General features: G+C 72.5%; 20 protein-coding genes. 11 read left to right on the plus strand and 9 right to left on the minus strand.

The annotated features are described in order from the left end of the window. Window positions 1–4 precede the first annotated feature (4 nt). The 7 genes from CWN80_RS10865 to CWN80_RS10895 form a co-directional block, all read right to left on the minus strand. On the minus strand, window positions 5–1,135 hold the full coding sequence (locus CWN80_RS10865) for an XdhC family protein (RefSeq protein WP_007924773.1): 1,131 nt from the start codon (window positions 1,133–1,135) through the stop codon (window positions 5–7). Beyond that, on the minus strand, window positions 1,128–2,258 hold the full coding sequence (locus tag CWN80_RS10870) for a vWA domain-containing protein (protein WP_007924774.1): 1,131 nt from the start codon (window positions 2,256–2,258) through the stop codon (window positions 1,128–1,130). The genes CWN80_RS10865 and CWN80_RS10870 overlap by 8 nt, the downstream gene beginning before the upstream one ends. Next, window positions 2,255–3,127 carry an AAA family ATPase gene (locus tag CWN80_RS10875; protein ID WP_007924775.1) on the minus strand — a complete coding sequence of 291 codons (873 nt, stop codon included), beginning with the start codon at window positions 3,125–3,127 and terminating at the stop codon, window positions 2,255–2,257. Before CWN80_RS10875 ends, CWN80_RS10870 begins: the two co-directional genes overlap by 4 nt. A 73-nt stretch (window positions 3,128–3,200) precedes the next feature. Further along, entirely contained in the window at window positions 3,201–4,835 is a 1,635-nt protein-coding gene (groL, locus tag CWN80_RS10880) for a chaperonin GroEL (RefSeq protein WP_007924776.1), read from the minus strand. Window positions 4,836–5,043: 208 nt separating this feature from the next. Beyond that, complete coding sequence (locus CWN80_RS10885; RefSeq protein ID WP_007924777.1) at window positions 5,044–5,508, minus strand: hypothetical protein; 465 nt, start codon at window positions 5,506–5,508, stop codon at window positions 5,044–5,046. Between the two features lie 217 nt (window positions 5,509–5,725). Next, complete coding sequence (locus CWN80_RS10890) at window positions 5,726–6,016, minus strand: DUF3263 domain-containing protein (RefSeq protein ID WP_128277277.1); 291 nt, start codon at window positions 6,014–6,016, stop codon at window positions 5,726–5,728. A gap of 111 nt (window positions 6,017–6,127) precedes the next feature. Next, a complete protein-coding gene (locus CWN80_RS10895) occupies window positions 6,128–7,486 on the minus strand; it encodes a pyridoxal phosphate-dependent decarboxylase family protein (protein WP_007924779.1) in 1,359 nt (452 codons plus the stop codon). Between the two features lie 144 nt (window positions 7,487–7,630). Between CWN80_RS10895 and CWN80_RS10900 the strand changes: the two genes are divergently transcribed. The 7 genes from CWN80_RS10900 to CWN80_RS10930 all read left to right on the plus strand — a co-directional run bounded on the left by CWN80_RS10900 (window position 7,631) and on the right by CWN80_RS10930 (window position 12,513). Next, window positions 7,631–7,864: a three-helix bundle dimerization domain-containing protein gene (locus tag CWN80_RS10900; RefSeq protein ID WP_007924780.1), complete on the plus strand. Its 234-nt coding sequence runs from the start codon at window positions 7,631–7,633 to the stop codon at window positions 7,862–7,864. Window positions 7,865–7,941: 77 nt separating this feature from the next. Further along, window positions 7,942–8,619 carry a uracil-DNA glycosylase gene (locus tag CWN80_RS10905; protein ID WP_007924781.1) on the plus strand — a complete coding sequence of 226 codons (678 nt, stop codon included), beginning with the start codon at window positions 7,942–7,944 and terminating at the stop codon, window positions 8,617–8,619. Continuing rightward, complete coding sequence (locus CWN80_RS10910; protein ID WP_007924782.1) at window positions 8,616–9,428, plus strand: SGNH/GDSL hydrolase family protein; 813 nt, start codon at window positions 8,616–8,618, stop codon at window positions 9,426–9,428. The genes CWN80_RS10905 and CWN80_RS10910 overlap by 4 nt, the downstream gene beginning before the upstream one ends. Window positions 9,429–9,513: 85 nt before the next feature. Next, window positions 9,514–9,915, plus strand: a complete 402-nt coding sequence (locus tag CWN80_RS10915) for a TOBE domain-containing protein (RefSeq protein WP_007924783.1) — start codon at window positions 9,514–9,516, stop codon at window positions 9,913–9,915. Next, the gene (modA, locus tag CWN80_RS10920; protein ID WP_007924784.1) at window positions 9,912–10,682 is read left to right on the plus strand and encodes a molybdate ABC transporter substrate-binding protein; all 771 of its coding nucleotides are present in this window, start codon (window positions 9,912–9,914) and stop codon (window positions 10,680–10,682) included. The genes CWN80_RS10915 and modA overlap by 4 nt, the downstream gene beginning before the upstream one ends. Beyond that, entirely contained in the window at window positions 10,679–11,455 is a 777-nt protein-coding gene (locus tag CWN80_RS10925; RefSeq protein WP_007924785.1) for an ABC transporter permease, read from the plus strand. The genes modA and CWN80_RS10925 overlap by 4 nt, the downstream gene beginning before the upstream one ends. Continuing rightward, entirely contained in the window at window positions 11,452–12,513 is a 1,062-nt protein-coding gene (locus CWN80_RS10930; RefSeq protein ID WP_007924786.1) for a sulfate/molybdate ABC transporter ATP-binding protein, read from the plus strand. The genes CWN80_RS10925 and CWN80_RS10930 overlap by 4 nt, the downstream gene beginning before the upstream one ends. Window positions 12,514–12,544: 31 nt before the next feature. Here CWN80_RS10930 and CWN80_RS10935 read toward each other — a convergent pair whose 3' ends face one another. Further along, window positions 12,545–13,177 (minus strand): PepSY domain-containing protein, encoded by a 633-nt coding sequence (locus tag CWN80_RS10935; protein ID WP_007924789.1) that lies wholly within the window; start codon window positions 13,175–13,177, stop codon window positions 12,545–12,547. Window positions 13,178–13,278: 101 nt separating this feature from the next. Between CWN80_RS10935 and CWN80_RS10940 the strand changes: the two genes are divergently transcribed. After that, the gene (locus CWN80_RS10940; RefSeq protein ID WP_128277278.1) at window positions 13,279–14,439 is read left to right on the plus strand and encodes an acyl-CoA dehydrogenase family protein; all 1,161 of its coding nucleotides are present in this window, start codon (window positions 13,279–13,281) and stop codon (window positions 14,437–14,439) included. Window positions 14,440–14,452: 13 nt separating this feature from the next. Here the strand turns inward: CWN80_RS10940 and CWN80_RS10945 are convergent, their stop codons facing one another. After that, on the minus strand, window positions 14,453–15,793 hold the full coding sequence (locus tag CWN80_RS10945; RefSeq protein ID WP_007924793.1) for an MFS transporter: 1,341 nt from the start codon (window positions 15,791–15,793) through the stop codon (window positions 14,453–14,455). A 143-nt stretch (window positions 15,794–15,936) separates the two neighbouring features. Here CWN80_RS10945 and CWN80_RS10950 point away from each other — a divergent pair, with 143 nt between their 5' ends. From CWN80_RS10950 to CWN80_RS16045, 3 genes are all read left to right on the plus strand, one after another. Next, window positions 15,937–16,857: a hypothetical protein gene (locus CWN80_RS10950; RefSeq protein WP_007924795.1), complete on the plus strand. Its 921-nt coding sequence runs from the start codon at window positions 15,937–15,939 to the stop codon at window positions 16,855–16,857. Continuing rightward, on the plus strand, window positions 16,854–17,231 hold the full coding sequence (locus tag CWN80_RS10955) for a GntR family transcriptional regulator (RefSeq protein ID WP_238148205.1): 378 nt from the start codon (window positions 16,854–16,856) through the stop codon (window positions 17,229–17,231). Before CWN80_RS10950 ends, CWN80_RS10955 begins: the two co-directional genes overlap by 4 nt. A 126-nt stretch (window positions 17,232–17,357) precedes the next feature. After that, entirely contained in the window at window positions 17,358–17,456 is a 99-nt protein-coding gene (locus CWN80_RS16045; RefSeq protein ID WP_128277280.1) for a GCN5-related N-acetyltransferase, read from the plus strand. The last annotated feature ends 1 nt before the right edge of the window (window position 17,457 follow it).

Raw genomic sequence — 17,457 nt, forward strand, 5'->3', positions numbered from 1 at the left:
GGATTCATCCCTCGCTCGAGTGGTGGATCCGCCCTTGGCGCTCGGCCAGCGGTCGACCGGAGCCGCCCCACCGCTCGGCGACGAACTCGGCCGCGATGCTGATGGCGGTCTCCTCGGGCGTGCGGGCCCCGAGGTCGAGCCCGATCGGGCTGCGCAGCCGGTCGAGCTCCGCCGTGCTGACCCCCACCGCGCTCAGCCGCTCCTGACGGTCCTCGTGCGTGCGACGCGAGCCCATGGCACCGACGTACCCGACCTCGGGCAGGCGCAGGGCCACCTCGAGGAGCGGCACGTCGAACTTCGGGTCGTGGGTGAGCACGGTGATGACCGTGCGCCCGTCGATCCGCCCGGCCTCCTGCTCAGCTGCCAGGTAGCGGTGCGGCCAGTCGACGACCACCTCGTCGGCCGCTGGGAAGCGGCTGTGCGTCGCGAAGACCGGCCGGGCATCGCACACGCTGACGCGGTACCCGAGGAAAGAGCCCACGCGGGCGACGGCGGCCGCGAAGTCGATGGCGCCGAAGACGAGCATGCGCGGCGGCGGAGCGAAGGCCCACACGAAGACCCGCATACCCTCCCCGCGGCGCTGCCCGTCGGCGCCGTAGCCGAGGGTGGCGTTGTGACCGAGCGCGAGCTGGCCGAGCGCGTCGTCACGGACGGCGGCGTCGACCCGCGCGGAGCCGAGGGTGCCGGTCGGCTCCTGATCGGGGCGCACGAGCATCCGCCGCCCGAGCCAGGCGGGGTCGGGGTGCTCGATGACCGTGGCGACGGCCACGGGTCGGCCGGCCCGGACGTCGGCGGCCACCTCGTCGAGCTCGGGGAAGGTCTCGCGGCTCATCTGCTCGACCCACACGTCGAGGATCCCGCCGCAGGTCAGGCCGACGGCCATCGCGTCGTCGTCGGAGACGCCGTACCGCTGGAGGGCAGGGGAGCCCGACTGGAGCACCTCCTGGGCCAGCTCGTAGACCGCACCCTCGACGCACCCGCCGGAGACCGACCCGACAGCGGTGCCGTCGGGCCCGACGAGCATCGAGGCGCCGGGCGGCCGCGGTGCGGATCGGAAGGTCGCGACGACGGTCCCGACCCCGACGGAGTGTCCCTGCTCCCACCAGTCCAGGAGCTCGGTGAGCACCTCACGCATCGGCCAACACCTCCAGCAGGTCCTCGAACGCCCGCAGTGAGTGTCCTGCGACGAAGGCATCGATGTGGGGCAGCGCGGCGACGATGCCCACCTGCACCGGACGGTACCCCTCCTTGCCGCGGTGGGGATTGACCCAGACCAGCAGGTGGGACATCCGGCGCAGCCTGGCCAGCTGGTCGGCGAGCTCAATGCCGTCGCCGCGCTCCCAGCCGTCGCTCACGACGACCACGACAGCGCCGCGGGCCAGGTGCCGGGTCTGCTCCCACGTGAGGAAGACCCGCAGCACCTCACCGAGCCGCGTCCCGCCGGACCAGTCCGGTACCCGGTCACCCACGCGCACGAGCGCCCGCTCGGGGTCACGGGTGCGCAGGGCCTCGGTGACCCGGGTGAGGCGCGTGCCGAGGGTGAAGACCTCGACCGCACCGCCCGTGCCACCGGTCCGGGGCGCCCGCACGATGCCGTGGGCCAGCCGCAGCAGCGCGTCGGCGTAGGGTCGCATCGACCCCGAGACGTCGACGAGCAGCACGACCCGGCGGGTGCGCGGCCCTCGCCGCCGGTGGTGGATCCGGCTCGGCTCCCCCATCTGGCGCAGCATCGAGCGAAGGGTGGTCCGCACGTCGATCTCCCCACGGACCCACGTGGTCCGCCGGGTCCCGCGACGCACCGGCAGCCGCGGCCGCAGGCCCGCGATCATCCGGTCGAGCACGGCCTTGTCCCGCGGACCCATCGCCGCCACGTCGCGGGAGCGGAGGACCTCGACCTCGCTCGCGGCCACGTGCAGTGCGTCGGCCTCCCCTTCCCCGTCGTCGGCACCGTCGTCCTCGGGCAAGGGGGAAACGAGCTCGCTCTGCTCCTCTCTGTCGACCCGCCGGGGCAGGTCGTCGCGCCCGGCGAACCACTCGGCGTACACCTGCTCGAAGCGCAGGAGGTCCTCCGGTCCGGCGCACAGCGTGGCCCGGCCCGCCCGACGCACGTGCTCGAGGTCGCCGGCCCCGACGACCGATGCCGCTTCGAGGAAGGTCGCGGCCCGGTCGTGGGTCACCCCGACCCCGGCTGCCCTCGCCGCGTGGGCGAGCGCGAGGAGGATCTCGTCGACCTCGCCGGCGTGCGGGGGTGCCGTCATCGGGCGAGCACCCGGTCCAGTGCCTGCCTCACCCGCTCGGCGTCCTCGCGGTACTTGATCACGGCCCCGAGCGTGCGGGCGGCGGTCTCGAGGTCGAGCTCCGGCGACCCGAGACGCTGCAGGGCAGCGACCCAGTCGAGGGTCTCGGCGACACCCGGGGGCTTGACGAGGTCCTCGGTCCGCAGTCGCTGGACGGCGGTGACGACCTGGTGGGCCAGCGTCTCGCTGACGCCGGGGAGGCGGCTGCGGACGATCGCCACCTCGCGCTCCAGGCCCGGGTGGTCGATCCAGTGGTAGAGGCAGCGTCGCTTGAGTGCGTCGTGCAGGTCCCGGGTGCGGTTCGACGTGAGGATGACGGTCGGCGGCACGGCGGCCCGAACCGTCCCGAGCTCGGGGATGCTCACCGTCCAGCCCGAGAGCACCTCGAGCAGGAAGGCCTCGAACTCGTCGTCCGCCCGGTCGATCTCGTCGACGAGGAGCACGACCGGGCTGGTGCGCAGCGCCCGCAACACCGGGCGCTCCAGGAGGTAGCGCTCGTCGAAGAGCGAGCTCTCCGCCTCGCTCGGGTCGAGCTCGCCGCTGGCGGCGACCGCTTCGAGGGTGCGCAGGTGGAGGATCTGCCGCGGGAAGTCCCAGTCGTAGAGGGCCTGGGAGGCGTCGAGCCCCTCGTAGCACTGCAGCCGGATGAGGGGGGTCCCCTCGAGCTCGGCGAGGGCCTCGGCGAGGGCGGTCTTGCCCGTGCCGGGGGCTCCTTCGAGCAGCAGGGGGCGCTGCATCTCCCGCGCGAGGAAGGCCACCGTGGCCAAGTCCTCGTCGGCGAGGTAACCCGTGGCACCCAGCCGGTCCGCCAGCTCCTGCGGTGACGTCATGCAGGAAGGGTACGCCGAAGGGCGGTTCCCCGATCCGGGGGAACCGCCCTTCGTGCGTGGTGCAGGAGTGGGCTCAGAAGCCCATGCCCCCCATGCCACCCATGTCGTCGCCACCGGGCATGGCCGGAGCGGCCTTCTCCGGCTTGTCGGCGACGACGGCCTCGGTGGTGAGGAAGAGCGCCGCGATGGAGGCGGCGTTCTGCAGCGCGCTGCGGGTGACCTTGGCCGGGTCGATGATGCCCTGGGCGATCATGTCGACGTACTCGCCGGTCGCCGCGTTGAGGCCCTCACCCGCGGGGAGGTTCTCGACCTTCTCGGTCACGACACCGCCGTTGAGGCCGGCGTTGGTCGCGATCTGCTTGAGCGGGGCACCCGCCGCGACGCGCACGATGTTGGCGCCGGTCGCCTCGTCACCCTCGAGGGTGAGCTTGTCGAAGGCGGCCTTGGTCGCCTGCAGGAGCGCGACGCCACCACCGGCGACGATGCCCTCCTCGACGGCAGCCTTGGCGTTGCGCACGGCGTCCTCGATGCGGTGCTTGCGCTCCTTGAGCTCGACCTCGGTGGCCGCACCCGCGCGGATGACGGCGACGCCGCCGGCGAGCTTGGCGAGGCGCTCCTGGAGCTTCTCGCGGTCGTAATCCGAGTCGGAGTTGCTGATCTCGGCCTTGATCTGGTTGACGCGACCGGCGATCTGGTCCTGGTCGCCAGCACCCTCGACGATGGTCGTCTCGTCCTTGGTGACGACGACCTTGCGCGCACGACCGAGCAGGTCGAGCTCGGCGGTGTCGAGCGAGAGGCCGACCTCCTCGGAGATGACCTGGCCACCGGTGAGGATGGCGATGTCGGCGAGCATGGCCTTGCGGCGGTCACCGAAGCCCGGAGCCTTGACGGCGACGGACTTGAAGGTGCCCTTGAGCTTGTTGACGACGAGCGTCGACAGGGCCTCGCCCTCGACGTCCTCGGCGATGATGAGCAGCGGCTTGCCGGCCTGCATGACCTTCTCGAGGAGGGGCAGCAGGTCCTTGATCGAGCCGATCTTGGAGTTGGCGATGAGGACGTAGGGGTCCTCGAGCACGGTCTCCATGCGCTCGGTGTCGGTGACGAAGTAGCCGGAGATGTAGCCCTTGTCGAAGCGCATGCCCTCGGTGAGCTCGAGCTCGAGCCCGAAGGTGTTGCTCTCCTCGACGGTGATGACGCCTTCCTTGCCAACCTTGTCCATGGCCTCGGCGATCTTGGCGCCGATCTCCTGGTCAGCAGCGGAGATGGAGGCCGTGGCAGCGATCTGCTCCTTGGTCTCGATCTCCTTGGCCATCGCGAGCAGCTCGTCGGACACCGCAGCGGTGGCCTTCTCGATGCCGCGCTTGAGGGCCATGGGGTTGGCGCCGGCCGCGACATTGCGCAGCCCCTCGCGGACGAGGGCCTGGGCGAGGACGGTGGCCGTCGTCGTGCCGTCACCGGCGACGTCGTCGGTCTTCTTCGCGACCTCCTTGACGAGCTCGGCCCCGATCTTCTCGTAGGGGTCGTCGAGCTCGATCTCCTTGGCGATGGACACGCCGTCGTTGGTGATCGTGGGGGCGCCCCACTTCTTCTCCAGGACGACATTGCGGCCCTTGGGGCCGAGGGTGACCTTGACGGCGTCGGCGAGGGTGTTCATGCCCCGCTCGAGGCCGCGACGGGCCTCCTCGTCAAAAGCAATGAGCTTTGCCATTCGGGTGGTTCCTCCACGCGAATCGAAGGGTGCGACCGGGGGTGCCCGCGACGGACGGAGAGCGACCACCCGGCTCACGTCACCGTGCGATCGCGCCCCTCACCTGACCGGTCAGGACTGTCACTCTCACGAGGAGAGTGCTAACGCCATTATTGGCACTCTCCTCCGTCGAGTGCAAACGAGGCGGGCCCGGGCCGCCGCCTCGGCCTCAGACCGCCGGGTGGTGGTGCTCGAAGCTCGCCCTCATGGCTCCGTCGACGTCGGAGGAGATCGGGTCGTCGAGGTCCGCGACGAAGACGGCGACGAGCTCTCGGGCCGGGTTGTCGCGGGCGGCGGCGAGCAGCCCCTGCCAGGCCGCGAGGTTGGGGTGCTCGAGCTGCTCGCAGGCCCGGGCCGGCGCGAGGGCCTCGACGGCGGCGGCGAGCTGGTCGGTCGACACGTCGAGGGTGGCGGTCGACCCGTCGTGCCGCAGCACCGTGGCGAGGACCACGGCCGCCAGGCCGTGGCGACCGCCGGGGAGGTTGACGTGCGGCAGCTCCCACTCCGGGTCGCTGCTGGCGGGCGAGATCGCCACGGCCCACGCGGTCGGCCGCGTCCATCCGTCGACCTGTGCTGCCAGGTGGTCGGCGATCGCCGCCAGCCCGTCGGGGGTGCTCCAGTCGAGGTCGGTCATGGTCCCCACTGTGCCAACGAGTGGGCGGCTCCGGTACCCCCTGCGGACCGGAGCCGCCCACCTGCCCCTCCACCCCTGCACCGTGAGACGCGAGAGGACGACGGCGGGTTCGGCCCGGGCACGATCCGTGACGCTTCCGTGACCCTCGGGCGCCCGGTGCACGCACGAGGGCCCCGCCCGACCGGTGGTCGTGCGGGGCCCTCGTGGCGGCGTGCGCTCAGATCTCGATGCCGAGCCGCCGCGCGCTGCGGGTGCGCTGGCGCTGGTCGCGCAGGCGGCGCAGCCGCTTGATGAGCATGGGGTCCTCGGAGAGGGCGGCCGGGTTGTTGATGAGCCCGTTGAGCACCTGGTAGTAGCGGGTGGAGCTCATGTCGAAGAGCTCCTTGATCGCCTGCTCCTTAGAGCCGGCGTACTTCCACCACTGGCGCTCGAAGGCGAGGATCTCGCGGTCGCGGTCCGTGAGCGGGACCGAGGGGGTCGGCGCGGCGGTCTGGTCTGCGAGGTTCACGTCGAGCACTGTACCGGCGAAATCACACGCCTGTCATTACCTCGGCGTGTCGGCTGGACAGGTAGGGCGAAGGGGGTCACTCGCGCCTCCTTCGCCCCACCCGTCACAGGCTCAGCCCATCGAGTCGAGGATGGCGACGATGTCGTCGGTCGTCGTCTGGGGGTTGACGATCGCGAAGCGCGCGAGGGTCTCGCCGTCGTGGTTGGTCGGCACGACGAAGGCGAACTCCTCGTCGAGGATGCGGTCGGACCAGGCCTGGTAGTCCGCGGCCGTCCAGCCCGTGCGCCGGAAGACGAGGACGGACAGGAAGCGCTCGCCGACGAGCTCGAAGCCCTCGCGGCGGGCGATCTCGGCCTCGGCGAAGGCGGCGACGGTCAGCGTCTTCTCGACCGAGTCGGTGTAGGCCTGCGTGCCGTGCGTGGCCAGGGAGAACCAGAAGGGCAGGCCGCGCGCCCTTCGCGTCAGACCGACGGAGTAGTCGGTCGGGTTCCAGTCGGTCGCCTCGGTGAGCACGTCGAGGTAGCCCGCGTGCTGGGTGTGGGCCCGGCGCCCCGCCTCGGGGTCGCGGTAGAGCAGCGCGCAGCAGTCGAAGGGGGCGAAGAGCCACTTGTGCGGGTCGACGATGAAGGAGTCGCAGTGCTCGATGCCCGCGTACAGGTCGCGCACCGAGGGCGCGGCCAGACCGGCGCCGCCGTAGGCGCCGTCGACGTGGAACCAGATGCCGAGCTCGCGGCACACCTCGGCCACGGAGGTCAGGTCGTCGATGATGCCGAAGTTCGTCGTGCCCGCCGTCGCGACGACGGCGAAGAAGGTCTCCGGCCCCTCGGCGAGGAGGACCTCGCGCAGCCGCTCGCCGGTGAGCCGACCCCGCTCGTCGGGCTCCACGGTGACGAGCTCGGCGTCCATGACGTCGCAGGCGGACTGGATCGACGAGTGGGCTCCGCGGGTGGTCGCGACCCGGAAGGGACGCTGACCGGCGGGTGCGGTGCGGCGCGCCTCGGCACGGGCTGCGACGAGGGCCGAGAGGTTGCCGATCGTGCCGCCGGGGACGAAGACGCCGCCCGCGGACTCGGGGAGGCCGACGAGGTCAGCGATCCACCGGAGCGCCTGGTTTTCGGCATAGACCGCGCCGGACCCCTCGAGCCAGGAGCCGGCGTAGATCGAGCTCGCGCCGACCACGAGGTCGAACATCGCGGCGGCCTCGGTGGGCGCGCACGGGATGAAGGAGAGGTAGCGCGGGTGGTCGACGGACAGGCAGGCGGGTGCGAGCACCTCGGCGAAGAGGTCCATCGCCGACTGCCCGCCGAGCCCCTCGGCGGTGATCGTCTGACCGGCACGCTCCTGCAGCTGCGCCGGCGTGAGGGGCCGGTCGAGTGGGACCGGGTCGAGCTCGAGGCGCTCCTTCGAGTAGTCGAGGACGATCCGAGCCAGCTCGGCCAGGGAGGTGTTGTCGTCAGCGAATCCGTGCACGGAGGCACTCTAGGGGCCAGCCGACGCGGCGCGAGGCCCCCAGGCGACGGCAGGGACACGCCCGAAGGTGTCCTCCCGGCAAACACTTGGGCCGCGCGTCCACATGGTGTTAACCTTGTGTTCATCTTGAGTCGAGGAGGACCCATGATCACCATCCACGTGGACCACGTCATGACCAACATGGCCGCGGACCTGTGCGTCCGCTACCCCCAGGTCGCCTGCGAGCGCATCGAGGCCATGGTCGCGAGCGCCAGGGAGCGCATCGAGCCGACCAACCAGCACCCCGAGTTCCTCGCCCCGCTCGTCGAGCACGCCGTGAAGATCGAGTTGCACGAGCTCGCCGGCGCCCCGGTGCCGCCCACGAGCGCCACCTGCTGACGACCCCCGATCCACGAACCCCCCGGTCCCCTGCACCGGGGGGTTCGTCGTCCCCGCGGCAGGCATAGGTTGGGCGGGTGCCAGCACAACCCCTGACCGAGCTCGTCCACCCCTCTTGGGCGCAGGCCCTCGAGCCCGTCGCCGGGACGATCGCGGCCATGGGCGAGTACCTGCGCGCCGAGGTCGCCGCCGGCCACGGCTACCTTCCCGCTGGCGAGCACGTGCTGCGAGCCTTCACCATCCCGCTCGACGAGGTCCGGGTGCTCGTCGTCGGCCAGGACCCCTACCCCACCCCCGGCCACGCCATCGGGCTCTCCTTCGCGGTGGCGCCGGACGTGCGGCCGCTGCCCCGGTCCCTGCTCAACATCCACCGCGAGCTCGTCGACGACCTCGGCGTCGCCACCCCCGGCAACGGCGACCTCACACCGTGGGCACAGCGGGGCGTCATGCTGCTCAACCGCTGCCTCACCGTGCGCCCCGGCGCACCGGCCAGCCACCAGGGCCACGGCTGGGAGCAGGTCACCGACCGCGCGATCGAGGCCCTCGCCCGCCGCGGCGGACCACTCGTCGCGATCCTCTGGGGTCGGCAGGCGCGCAACCTGGCCCCTGCGCTCGGCGACGTGCCACGCATCGAGAGCGCCCACCCCTCCCCCCTGTCCGCCCGCAACGGGTTCTTCGGCTCGCGGCCCTTCAGCCGGACCAATGAGCTGCTGACCCGTCAGGGAGCCGACCCGATCGACTGGAGCCTGCCGTGACCGAGCCGACCACCCCCGCCCAGCACCCCTGGCGCCGCTACGTCGCGATCGGCGACTCCTTCACCGAGGGCATGGTCGACGTCGACCCTCGGCACGAGGGCCGCTTCATCGGGTGGGCCGACCGCCTCGCCGCGGAGCTCGCCGGGCGCACCGGCGGCGAGGAGCTGCACTACGCCAACCTCGCCATCCGCGGCCGCAAGCTCGCCGACGTCGTCGGGCGGCAGCTCGACGAGGCGCTGACGATGACCCCGGACCTCGTCTCGGTGGTCGGCGGCGGCAACGACATCCTGCGCCCCCGGGTCGACCTCGACGCGATCGCCGCCCGGCTCGAGGACGCCGTCGCCCGGATCCGTGGGGCCGGCGCCGACGTGCTCCTCGCGACGCCGACGGACCCGCGCGGAGCCGGCCTCTTCTCCGCCCTTCGCTCGCGGCACGCGGTGCACACGGCCAACCTCCACTCCATCGCCGCCCGCCACGGCGCGCACGTCCTCGACCTGTGGGGCATGCGCTCGGTCAAGGACGCGCGCATGTGGGGCGAGGACCGGATCCACCTGAGCACACCGGGGCACGAGCGCGTGGCCCAGGCGGCGCTGACGGCGCTCGGCCTGCCGACGCGGGCGGGCTGGGACACTCCCCTCGACCCGGCGCCGTCGCGACCGGCCACCCAGCGTCGGGCTGAGCGCGCCCGGTGGGCGGTCACCTACGCCGGACCGTGGGTGCAGCGCCGGCTCACCGGCCGCTCCTCCGGCGACACGGTGACGGCGAAGATCGGCGAGCCCGCCCCCTTCGGCCCGCTCGACCTGCCCTGAGGTCGCGACGACCACAGCGCTCTTTGTCCAATACGGCTGCACTTTCCTGTGGTTTTGCCGCAGATGCGGTGATACTTTGCGCAACATGGCGCAGATTCGAATTTCAGAGGCGGCGGAGCTGCTGGCCGTCTCCCCGGACACCGTCCGACGCTGGATCGACGCTGGCCGCCTCACCGCGACGAAGGGAGCCGGCCCGGCCCACGTCGACGGCACCGACCTGGCGCGGCTCGCCGAGGAGATCGCCCACCCGGCCCCCGTCGGCACGGTGACCGACGAGTCCGCCCGCAACCGGATGCGCGGCATCGTCACCGAGGTCAAGAGGGACGGGGTCATGGCGCAGGTGAGCCTGCAGGCCGGACCCTTCCGGATCGTCTCCCTCATGTCCCGCGAGGCCGCCGACGAGCTCGGCCTGGATCCCGGAGTCGTCGCCGTCGCCTCCATCAAGTCCACCAATGTCGTCATCGGCACGCCCGGGAGCCCCGCATGAAGCGCATCGTCGCCACCACCGCCACCGCCGCACTCGCCCTGGCCCTTGCGGCCTGCGGCTCCGACTCGGACTCCTCTGCGTCGGGCGGCGACGGGGGCACCACGACCCTCAACGTCGCAGCGGCCGCCTCGCTCACGGCCTCCTTCGAGGAGATCGAGGCCGCCTTCGAGGAGGAGCACGAGGGCGTCGACGTCCAGCTCCAGTTCGCCGGGTCCTCCGACCTCGCCTCGCAGATCACCAACGGCGCCGACCTCGACGTCTTCGCCTCCGCCGACGAGGCCAACATAGACAAGGTCAAGGACGCTGTCGAGGGCGAGCCCACGGTCTTCGCGACCAATGTCCTGACGATCATCACCGAGCCGGGCAACCCGCAGAAGATCACCGGGCTGGAGGACCTCGAGGACTCCGACCTGGCCGTCGTCGTCTGCGCCGAGCAGGTCCCCTGCGGCGCCGCGACCGCGACCCTCACCGAGCAGCAGGGCGTCACGCTCGAGCCCGCGAGCGAGGAGTCCAAGGTGACCGACGTGCTGAGCAAGGTGACCACGGGCGAGGCCGACGCCGGCCTCGTCTACGTCACCGACGCGACCGGCGCGGGCGACAAGGTCGAGATGGTCGAGACGAAGGGCGCCGACACGGTCGTCAACAGCTACCCCATCGCCGCGCTCAAGGACTCGAAGCACGCCGAGGACGCCCGGGCCTTCGTCGACTACGTCACCGGCCCGGAGGGTCAGAAGGTGCTCAAGGGCAAGGGCTTCGGCACCCCGTGAGGCCCCCCGCCTGGCTATGGATCCCGGCGGCGGGGGCCATCCTCGTCGTCGTGGTCCCGCTGCTCGGTCTGCTGACCTCCGTGGACGTCGGCAGCCTCTGGCCGCTGCTGACGTCGGAGGCCTCGGTGACCGCGCTCCTGCTGTCGCTGCGCACCGCGGTCATCGCCACGGCGCTCTGCTTGGTCCTCGGGGCCCCGCTCGCCCTGCTGCTCGCCCGCGGGCAGTGGTGGGGGCAGGCGGTGCTGCGGGCGCTCGTCCTGGTGCCCCTCGTCCTGCCGCCGGTCGTGGGCGGCTTGGCGCTGCTGACGACCTTCGGTCGGCGCGGGCTGCTCGGCGAGCACCTCGTCGCCGCGGGCATCTCGATCTCCTACACGACCACCGCGGTGGTCCTCGCGCAGACCTTCGTCGCGCTCCCCTTCCTCGTCCTGTCCCTGGAGGGGGCGGTGCGGGGTCTCGACCGGCGTCACGAGGAGGCCGCCGCCACCCTCGGCGCCGGACCGTGGCGCCGGCTCACCCGCGTCACGCTCCCGCTCGTGGGGCCGGGGCTCGTGTCGGGCTCCGTGCTCGCCTTCGCCCGGGCCCTCGGCGAGTTCGGGGCGACGCTCACCTTCGCCGGGTCCGCGCAGGGGCGGACCCGGACCCTCCCCCTGGAGATCTACCTGCAGCGAGAGGTCGACCAGGACGCCGCCATCGCGCTCTCGCTCGTGCTCGTCGTGCTCGCCACGGTGATCGTCGGGTCCGTCTACGCGCGCACGACCAGGGCCGCAGCATGAGCCTGCAGGTGCGCGCCCGGTGGGCGCAGCGCGGCCTCGACGTCGACCTCGACGTGCCCGCCGGTCGGCACGCGATCACCGGGCCCAACGGCGCGGGCAAGTCCTCGCTGCTCGCCGTCGTCGCCGGACTGGCCCGCCCCGACGAGAGCCGGGTCGTGCTCGGCGGTCGCCCGCTCGACGGGCTGCCGCCGCACCGCCGTCGGGTCGTGCTCATGTCGCAGGCCGGGCAGCTCTTCCCCCACCTCGGGGTCGGCGACAACGTCGCCTTCGGCCCGCGCAGCCAGGGCAGGGGGCGGCGCGAGTCCCGCGCCGCTGCCGAGCACTGGCTCGAGGTCGTCGGGATGAGCAGCTTCGCCGACCGACGCCCCGCCCAGCTCTCCGGTGGTCAGGCCGCGCGCGTCGCCCTCGCCCGGGCGCTGGCCGCCGAGCCAGCCGCGCTCCTGCTCGACGAGCCGCTCGCCGCGCTCGACGTCGAGGCGACCCCCGCGATGCGGGCGGTCCTGTCACAGGTCACCCACGAGCGCGAGGACCTCGTCGTCCTCCTGGTCACCCACGACGTCCTCGACGTGCTCACCGTCGCCGACGGGCCGCGCGACACGCTCACCGTCCTCGGCGAGCAGGTCGAGCACGGCCGCGTCCGCGAGGTGCTCGAGCGACCGCGCAGCGCCTTCACGGCGGGGCTGGCGGGGGTCAACCTGCTCCGGGCCGAAGGGCGCGCCGGCGGCGGTGCCATCGCCGGAGAGGTCGAGATCGCCACCGGACCGCACCAGATCGCCGGGCCGTGCTGGGTGACCTTCGCCCCCGACGCGGTCTCGCTGCACGATGACCACCCGGAGGGATCGCCGCGCAATGTCTGGCGCTCTCGGGTCACGCGCGTCGAAGCGCACGCCGGGCGGGTGCGGGTCCGGTTGGACTCCCCCTTCGCGATGAGTGCGGAGGTGACGCCTGCGGCGCTGGCGGCACTCCCCCTTCGTCCCGGGGACCGGGTGTGGGCCTCGGTCAAGGCGACCCAGGTGCGCGTGCACCCAGCCACCGTCACCGCTGACGACCGTCCCTGACGGCCGGCTGTCGCGACCGGCCGCGAGGAGATCAGTCGTCCGTGGCGACCGTGGCCTGGCCCGACTCGACGTCGACGTCGACCTCGACGCCACCACGGTCCGTCGTGTCGATGGTGACCTGCCAGACGTGACGGCCGCCCTGCTCCTCGAGCTCGACGTCGTCGAGGGTGCCGTCGACCTGCTTCAGCGCGGTGGTGATGGCATCGCCGAGCGAGATCTTCGCGGCCTCGATCGCGGCCCGGTCCTCGTCGTCGAGGTCGTCCGTGTCGTCGTCGACCGTGGCGGTGCCGTCAGCCGTCACCGTGACCTCGGTGCTCGTGCTGCCCTCGGCGACGTCGATCTCCCAGCTGCCGTCGTCGTCCTGGTCGTCGATCTCGTAGGCGGCGCCGCCCGCCTCCTCCTCGGCCGCCGAGATGGCCGCGAGGACGTCGTCGGAGCTCGCACCGCCTGCCGCGGAGGTGCTGGATCTGCTCGTGTCGTCGGCGGAGGAGCTGCCGTCCGACGGGCTGTCGTCGGAGCTGCTCTCGGTCGTGGTGGTCGACGGCGCCGCGGAGCTGCTCGTCGTCGACCCGGCACCATCGGCACCGGTGTCCGACCCGCAGGCGGTGACGCCGAGAGAGACGGCGGCGGCGAGGGCGATGAGGGCGGTGCGTGAGGTCGTCATGGCTCCCACCATGGCGGCCCAGATCGCCGATATCCAGCCGGATCGGCCTGGGTGAAGGCACTCTCATCGAGGCCTCATCCCGGTCTCATAGAGTGGCACCCATGGCAGCAACGAGGCTCATGCCCACGGAGATCGGTGACGACCTCATCGCCCTCACGCGGGAGATCTGCGACAAGTCCCTGCGACCCCAGGTCGACGACGTCGAGGCGCGCGCGGCGACCGAGGAGGTCTTCCCGCGGGAGGTCTTCCGCACCCTCGGGCGGGCGGGCCTGCTCTCGCTGCCCTACCCCGAGGAGCTCGGTGGGGGCGGACAGCCCTACGAGGTCTACCTGCAGGTGGTCGAGGAGATCGCGAGCGCTTGGGCGGCCGTGGCCGTCGGGGTCTCGGTGCACTCCCTGACCGCCTACGCCGTGCACACCTACGGCAGCCCCGAGCAGCAGCAGGCGCTCCTGCCCGACATGCTCTCCGGCGAGACCCTCGGCGCCTACGCCCTCTCCGAGCCCCTGGCTGGCTCCGACATCGGGGCGATGACGACCCGGGCCACCGCGGACGGCGACGACTGGCGCATCCGCGGGCGCAAGGCGTGGATCTCGCACGCCGGCCACGCCGACTACTACACGACCTTCGCCCGCACCAGCGACGACGGCGGTCGGGGCGTCAGCTGCTTCGTCGTGCCGGCCGACGCGCCGGGCCTGTCCTTCGGCACCCCGGAGAAGAAGATGGGCCTGCACGGCGACACCGTGCGCGAGGTGATCTTCGAGGACGCGCCGGTGAGCGGTGACCGCCAGATCGGTGAGCTCGGGCGCGGTGTGCCCATGGCGCTGGCCGGCCTCGACGCCGGACGGCTCGGCATCGCCGCGGTCGCGACCGGCCTGGCCCAGTCCGCCCTCGACGTTGCGGCCCGCTACGCGACCGAGCGCGAGCAGTTCGGCCGGGCCATCGCGAGCAACCAGGGGTTGGCCTTCCTGCTCGCCGACATGGAGGCCGCGGTGACGAGCGCCCGCGCCACCTACCTGCACGCCGCGCGGCTGCGTGACGCGGGCCGCACCTTCGGCAAGGAGGCCGCCGTGGCCAAGCTCGTCGCGACCGACGCGGCGATGCGGGTGACGACCGACGCGATCCAGGTCCTCGGTGGCGCCGGCTTCACCCAGGACTTCCCCGTGGAGCGCTACTTCCGCGAGGCCAAGGTGACGCAGATCTTCGAGGGGACCAACCAGATCCAGCGGCTCGTCATCTCGCGCCAGCTGCTCGCGGGGCTCTGACCCCCTTCGGCCGTCAGTCCTCGTGGTCCCGGGAGATGCCGGGCAGGAGGGCCTCGCCGGAGCGCAGGGCGTCCAAGGCGCCGGGGCTCTGCGCGATGCGATCGAGGCTGCGCCGGCGGTAGCGCCAGATCATCCACGCGCCGAAGCCCCACAGGAGGAACTGGACGCTCATCGCGATGCGGAAGTCGTCGAGCGTGTAGGTGTCCGGACCGCCGGGGGCTAGGCGGTCGAGGACGAGGCCGATGAGCGCCATCGTCACGAGCGAGGCGACGAAGCCGCCCATGTTGACCACGCCCGAGGCCCGGCCGAGCCGGTCGCTGCGGTGGAAGCTGCGGGCGAGGTCGAAGGCGATCATCGAGCCGGGTCCGCCCACCGCGGTGACGGCGACGAGCACGACGAGCAGCCACAGCGGCGAACGGCCGGGAAGGGCCAGGACGACCGCCCACACCAGGGCGATCGACCCGACGACGCCCAGGGCAACCACCGAGCGGTAGTAGGGGTTGCGGCCCGTCCAGCGACCGATCGTCGGGCCGGCCACGAGCGCGACGAAGGTCATCAGGGTGAGCAGGGCCGATGCGGTCGTCGGGCTCAGCCCCTGGCCGGAGACGAGGAAGGGGTAGCCCCACAGCAGCGCGAAGACCGTGGGCGCGAACTGCGAGGTGAAGTGCACCGACAGACCGAGCCGGGTGCCCGGGTCACGCCAGACCTCGGTGAGGCTGTGCCGCAGGGCGCGCAGCTTGATCCGCTCGACCTCGCCGCGCTCGTAGGGCGAGTCCTTGATGACCGCGAAGGCGCCGAACAGGAGGATGACGCCGAGCGAGGCGGCGAGGGTATAGGTGCGGGTCCAGCCCAAGCCGTGCAGCGCGGCACTCAGCGGGACGGCTGCGGCCACGGCGCCCATCTGGCCGACCATGCCGGTGAGCTGGGTGATGACCGGCGCCTGCCGCACGAGGAACCACAGCGCGACGAGGCGCAGCACGGCGGTGAAGACCATCGCGTCGCCGGCGCCGATGAGGGCCCGGGCTCCCAGACCCATGGCGAAGCTGTCGGCGGCGGCGAACCACAGCTGGCCAGCAGTCATGCAAACCAGCCCGCTGATGATGAGGATGCGCGAGCCGAAGCGGTCGAGCGCCACCCCGACGGGCACCTGCATCCCGGCGTAGACGGCGAGCTGGAGGACCGTGAAGGTCGCCAGCTGGCTGGCGTTGATGTCGAAGCGGTCGGCCGCGAGCAGCCCTGCGACCCCGAGCGAGGTGCGGTGGAAGACGGCGAGGACGTAGACGGCGAGGCCGGCGCCCCAGATGGCGTAGGCGCGACGCCGCCCGATGTCGTGCAGCTGTCGGGTCCCGGTCACTGGATAGATGATACGAATCCGTGCGCGATGCAGGCCATTGCGTCCACGGATCGGCAGGCGACGACTTGTCACACACGCTTGACACAAGCCGAAGGGAGGACGAGTCTTTCTTTGTCACACTCACCTGATACAAGGAGCTGGCCATGGCCATCGCGCTCGTCCTCCCCTTCCTCCTGGTGGCGGCGCTCGGCGTCGCCCTCGTCGGGTGGCTGCTCACCCGCACGCGCGCTCCGCTCACGGTGCCGCAGCACGCGGCCGTGATGCAGGTGCACCGTCGCTCGACCCGGTGGTTCGCCTGGGGCGTCGCCCTCGCGCTCGTCGTGACGGTCGCGCTCTTCGCCCTCGCCGGCGTCTCGCTGGGGCGGGTCGCCGCCCTCGCTCCGGCGGTCGGCGGTATGACCCTGCTCCTGGTCATGTGCGTCGGCGAGCTGCGCAGCCCGCGGCAGACGACGCTCACGCGCACCGCGGTGGCCCGACCACGCCGGGTGCGCGACCTCATCGGCGCCGGCCCCCTCGCCCTCGCGACGATCGCGGTCGCCGCGCTCACCACGACCCTCGTCGTCGGCACGGCCATGGGCTCGCCCGACGACCTCGGCCGGGCCGGGCGCGCGCTGACGACGGTGTGCGGGGACGCCACGACGGTCCGCGGCCCGTGGCCCGGGAGCTACTACGCCATCCCGATCGCCGTTGCCCTCCTCGTCGGTCTGGTGGCCGCCGCGGTCACCTGCCGCACGATCGTCGTCCGCCCCGCCCGGGGGGCCGAGGGAGCCGACGTCGACGACGCCCTGCGACGCTGGTCGACGCGGTCGGTGCTGCTCACCGTCGCGCTCGTGTGCTGGGCGACCCTCGTACCGCTGCTTCTGCTCATGACGGTTGCGCACTCCGGCGGCACCTGCGCGACCTCGTCGACGCGAGCCCTCCAGCTCACCTTCGGCGCGGGCGCGCTCGTGTCGGCGGTGGCGGCGATCGGGACCTTCGCCGCGCTATGCACCGGCCCGCGGCTGCGGCCGGGTCAGGCGCCGCCGGGCAGCTCCGACCGCTCGACCGTGGGGGTGCCGCTGTGAGCGACGTCGTGACGATCGACCTCGTCGACCCGACTCCCCCCTTCGAGCAGGTGCGCCGCCAGCTGACCCTGCTCATCGAGACCGGCCAGCTCGTCACCGGCGAACGCCTGCCGTCCGTGCGGCAGCTCGCCGGTGACCTCGGCCTGGCGACCGGCACGGTCGCGCGCGCCTATCGGGAGCTCGAGTCCGCCGGGCTCGTCGTCACCCGGCGCGGGGGTGGCACCCGGGTGGCCGACCGGCCGAGCTCCGCGAGCGCGGCCGCGACGTCGCTGCTCGAGGACGCCGCCCGCGAGTACCTCGCCCGGGCCAAGGCCCTGGGCGCGGGGCCCGACCGCGCCATCCAGGTCGTCGAGATCGTCTCGCGCCGCCACTGACGGCACCACCGAGGAGACCCATGGACCGCATCACCAGGGCGCGCCGGTGGGGACGCTGCAGCTGACCTTCGTGCCCGGCCTGAGCCGCGGCGGTGCGATGCGGCCCGGGCCCGCGGCGTGACGCTCGTGCGGCTGACGAGCGACAAGCGGCGCCCCGAGGCGCACCGCTTCTACGAGCGGCTCGGCTACGTCACGACGCACGAGGGCTTCAAGCTCGAGGTGTGAC

Origin of the sequence: Janibacter hoylei PVAS-1, assembly GCF_004025845.1 — a bacterium.
Classification (GTDB): Bacteria; Actinomycetota; Actinomycetes; order Actinomycetales; family Dermatophilaceae; genus Janibacter; species Janibacter hoylei.

Coding starts and splice junctions, on each gene's coding strand:
- CWN80_RS10870 (WP_007924774.1), bottom strand. CDS start 2,258: ATGACGGCACCCCCGCACGCCGGCGAGGTCGACGAGATCCTCCTCGCG.
- CWN80_RS10935 (WP_007924789.1), bottom strand. CDS start 13,177: ATGACGACCTCACGCACCGCCCTCATCGCCCTCGCCGCCGCCGTCTCT.
- CWN80_RS10940 (WP_128277278.1), top strand. CDS start 13,279: ATGGCAGCAACGAGGCTCATGCCCACGGAGATCGGTGACGACCTCATC.
- CWN80_RS10930 (WP_007924786.1), top strand. CDS start 11,452: ATGAGCCTGCAGGTGCGCGCCCGGTGGGCGCAGCGCGGCCTCGACGTC.
- CWN80_RS10885 (WP_007924777.1), bottom strand. CDS start 5,508: ATGACCGACCTCGACTGGAGCACCCCCGACGGGCTGGCGGCGATCGCC.
- groL (WP_007924776.1), bottom strand. CDS start 4,835: ATGGCAAAGCTCATTGCTTTTGACGAGGAGGCCCGTCGCGGCCTCGAG.
- CWN80_RS10875 (WP_007924775.1), bottom strand. CDS start 3,127: ATGACGTCACCGCAGGAGCTGGCGGACCGGCTGGGTGCCACGGGTTAC.
- modA (WP_007924784.1), top strand. CDS start 9,912: ATGAAGCGCATCGTCGCCACCACCGCCACCGCCGCACTCGCCCTGGCC.
- CWN80_RS10950 (WP_007924795.1), top strand. CDS start 15,937: ATGGCCATCGCGCTCGTCCTCCCCTTCCTCCTGGTGGCGGCGCTCGGC.
- CWN80_RS10865 (WP_007924773.1), bottom strand. CDS start 1,135: ATGCGTGAGGTGCTCACCGAGCTCCTGGACTGGTGGGAGCAGGGACAC.
- CWN80_RS10915 (WP_007924783.1), top strand. CDS start 9,514: ATGGCGCAGATTCGAATTTCAGAGGCGGCGGAGCTGCTGGCCGTCTCC.
- CWN80_RS10900 (WP_007924780.1), top strand. CDS start 7,631: ATGATCACCATCCACGTGGACCACGTCATGACCAACATGGCCGCGGAC.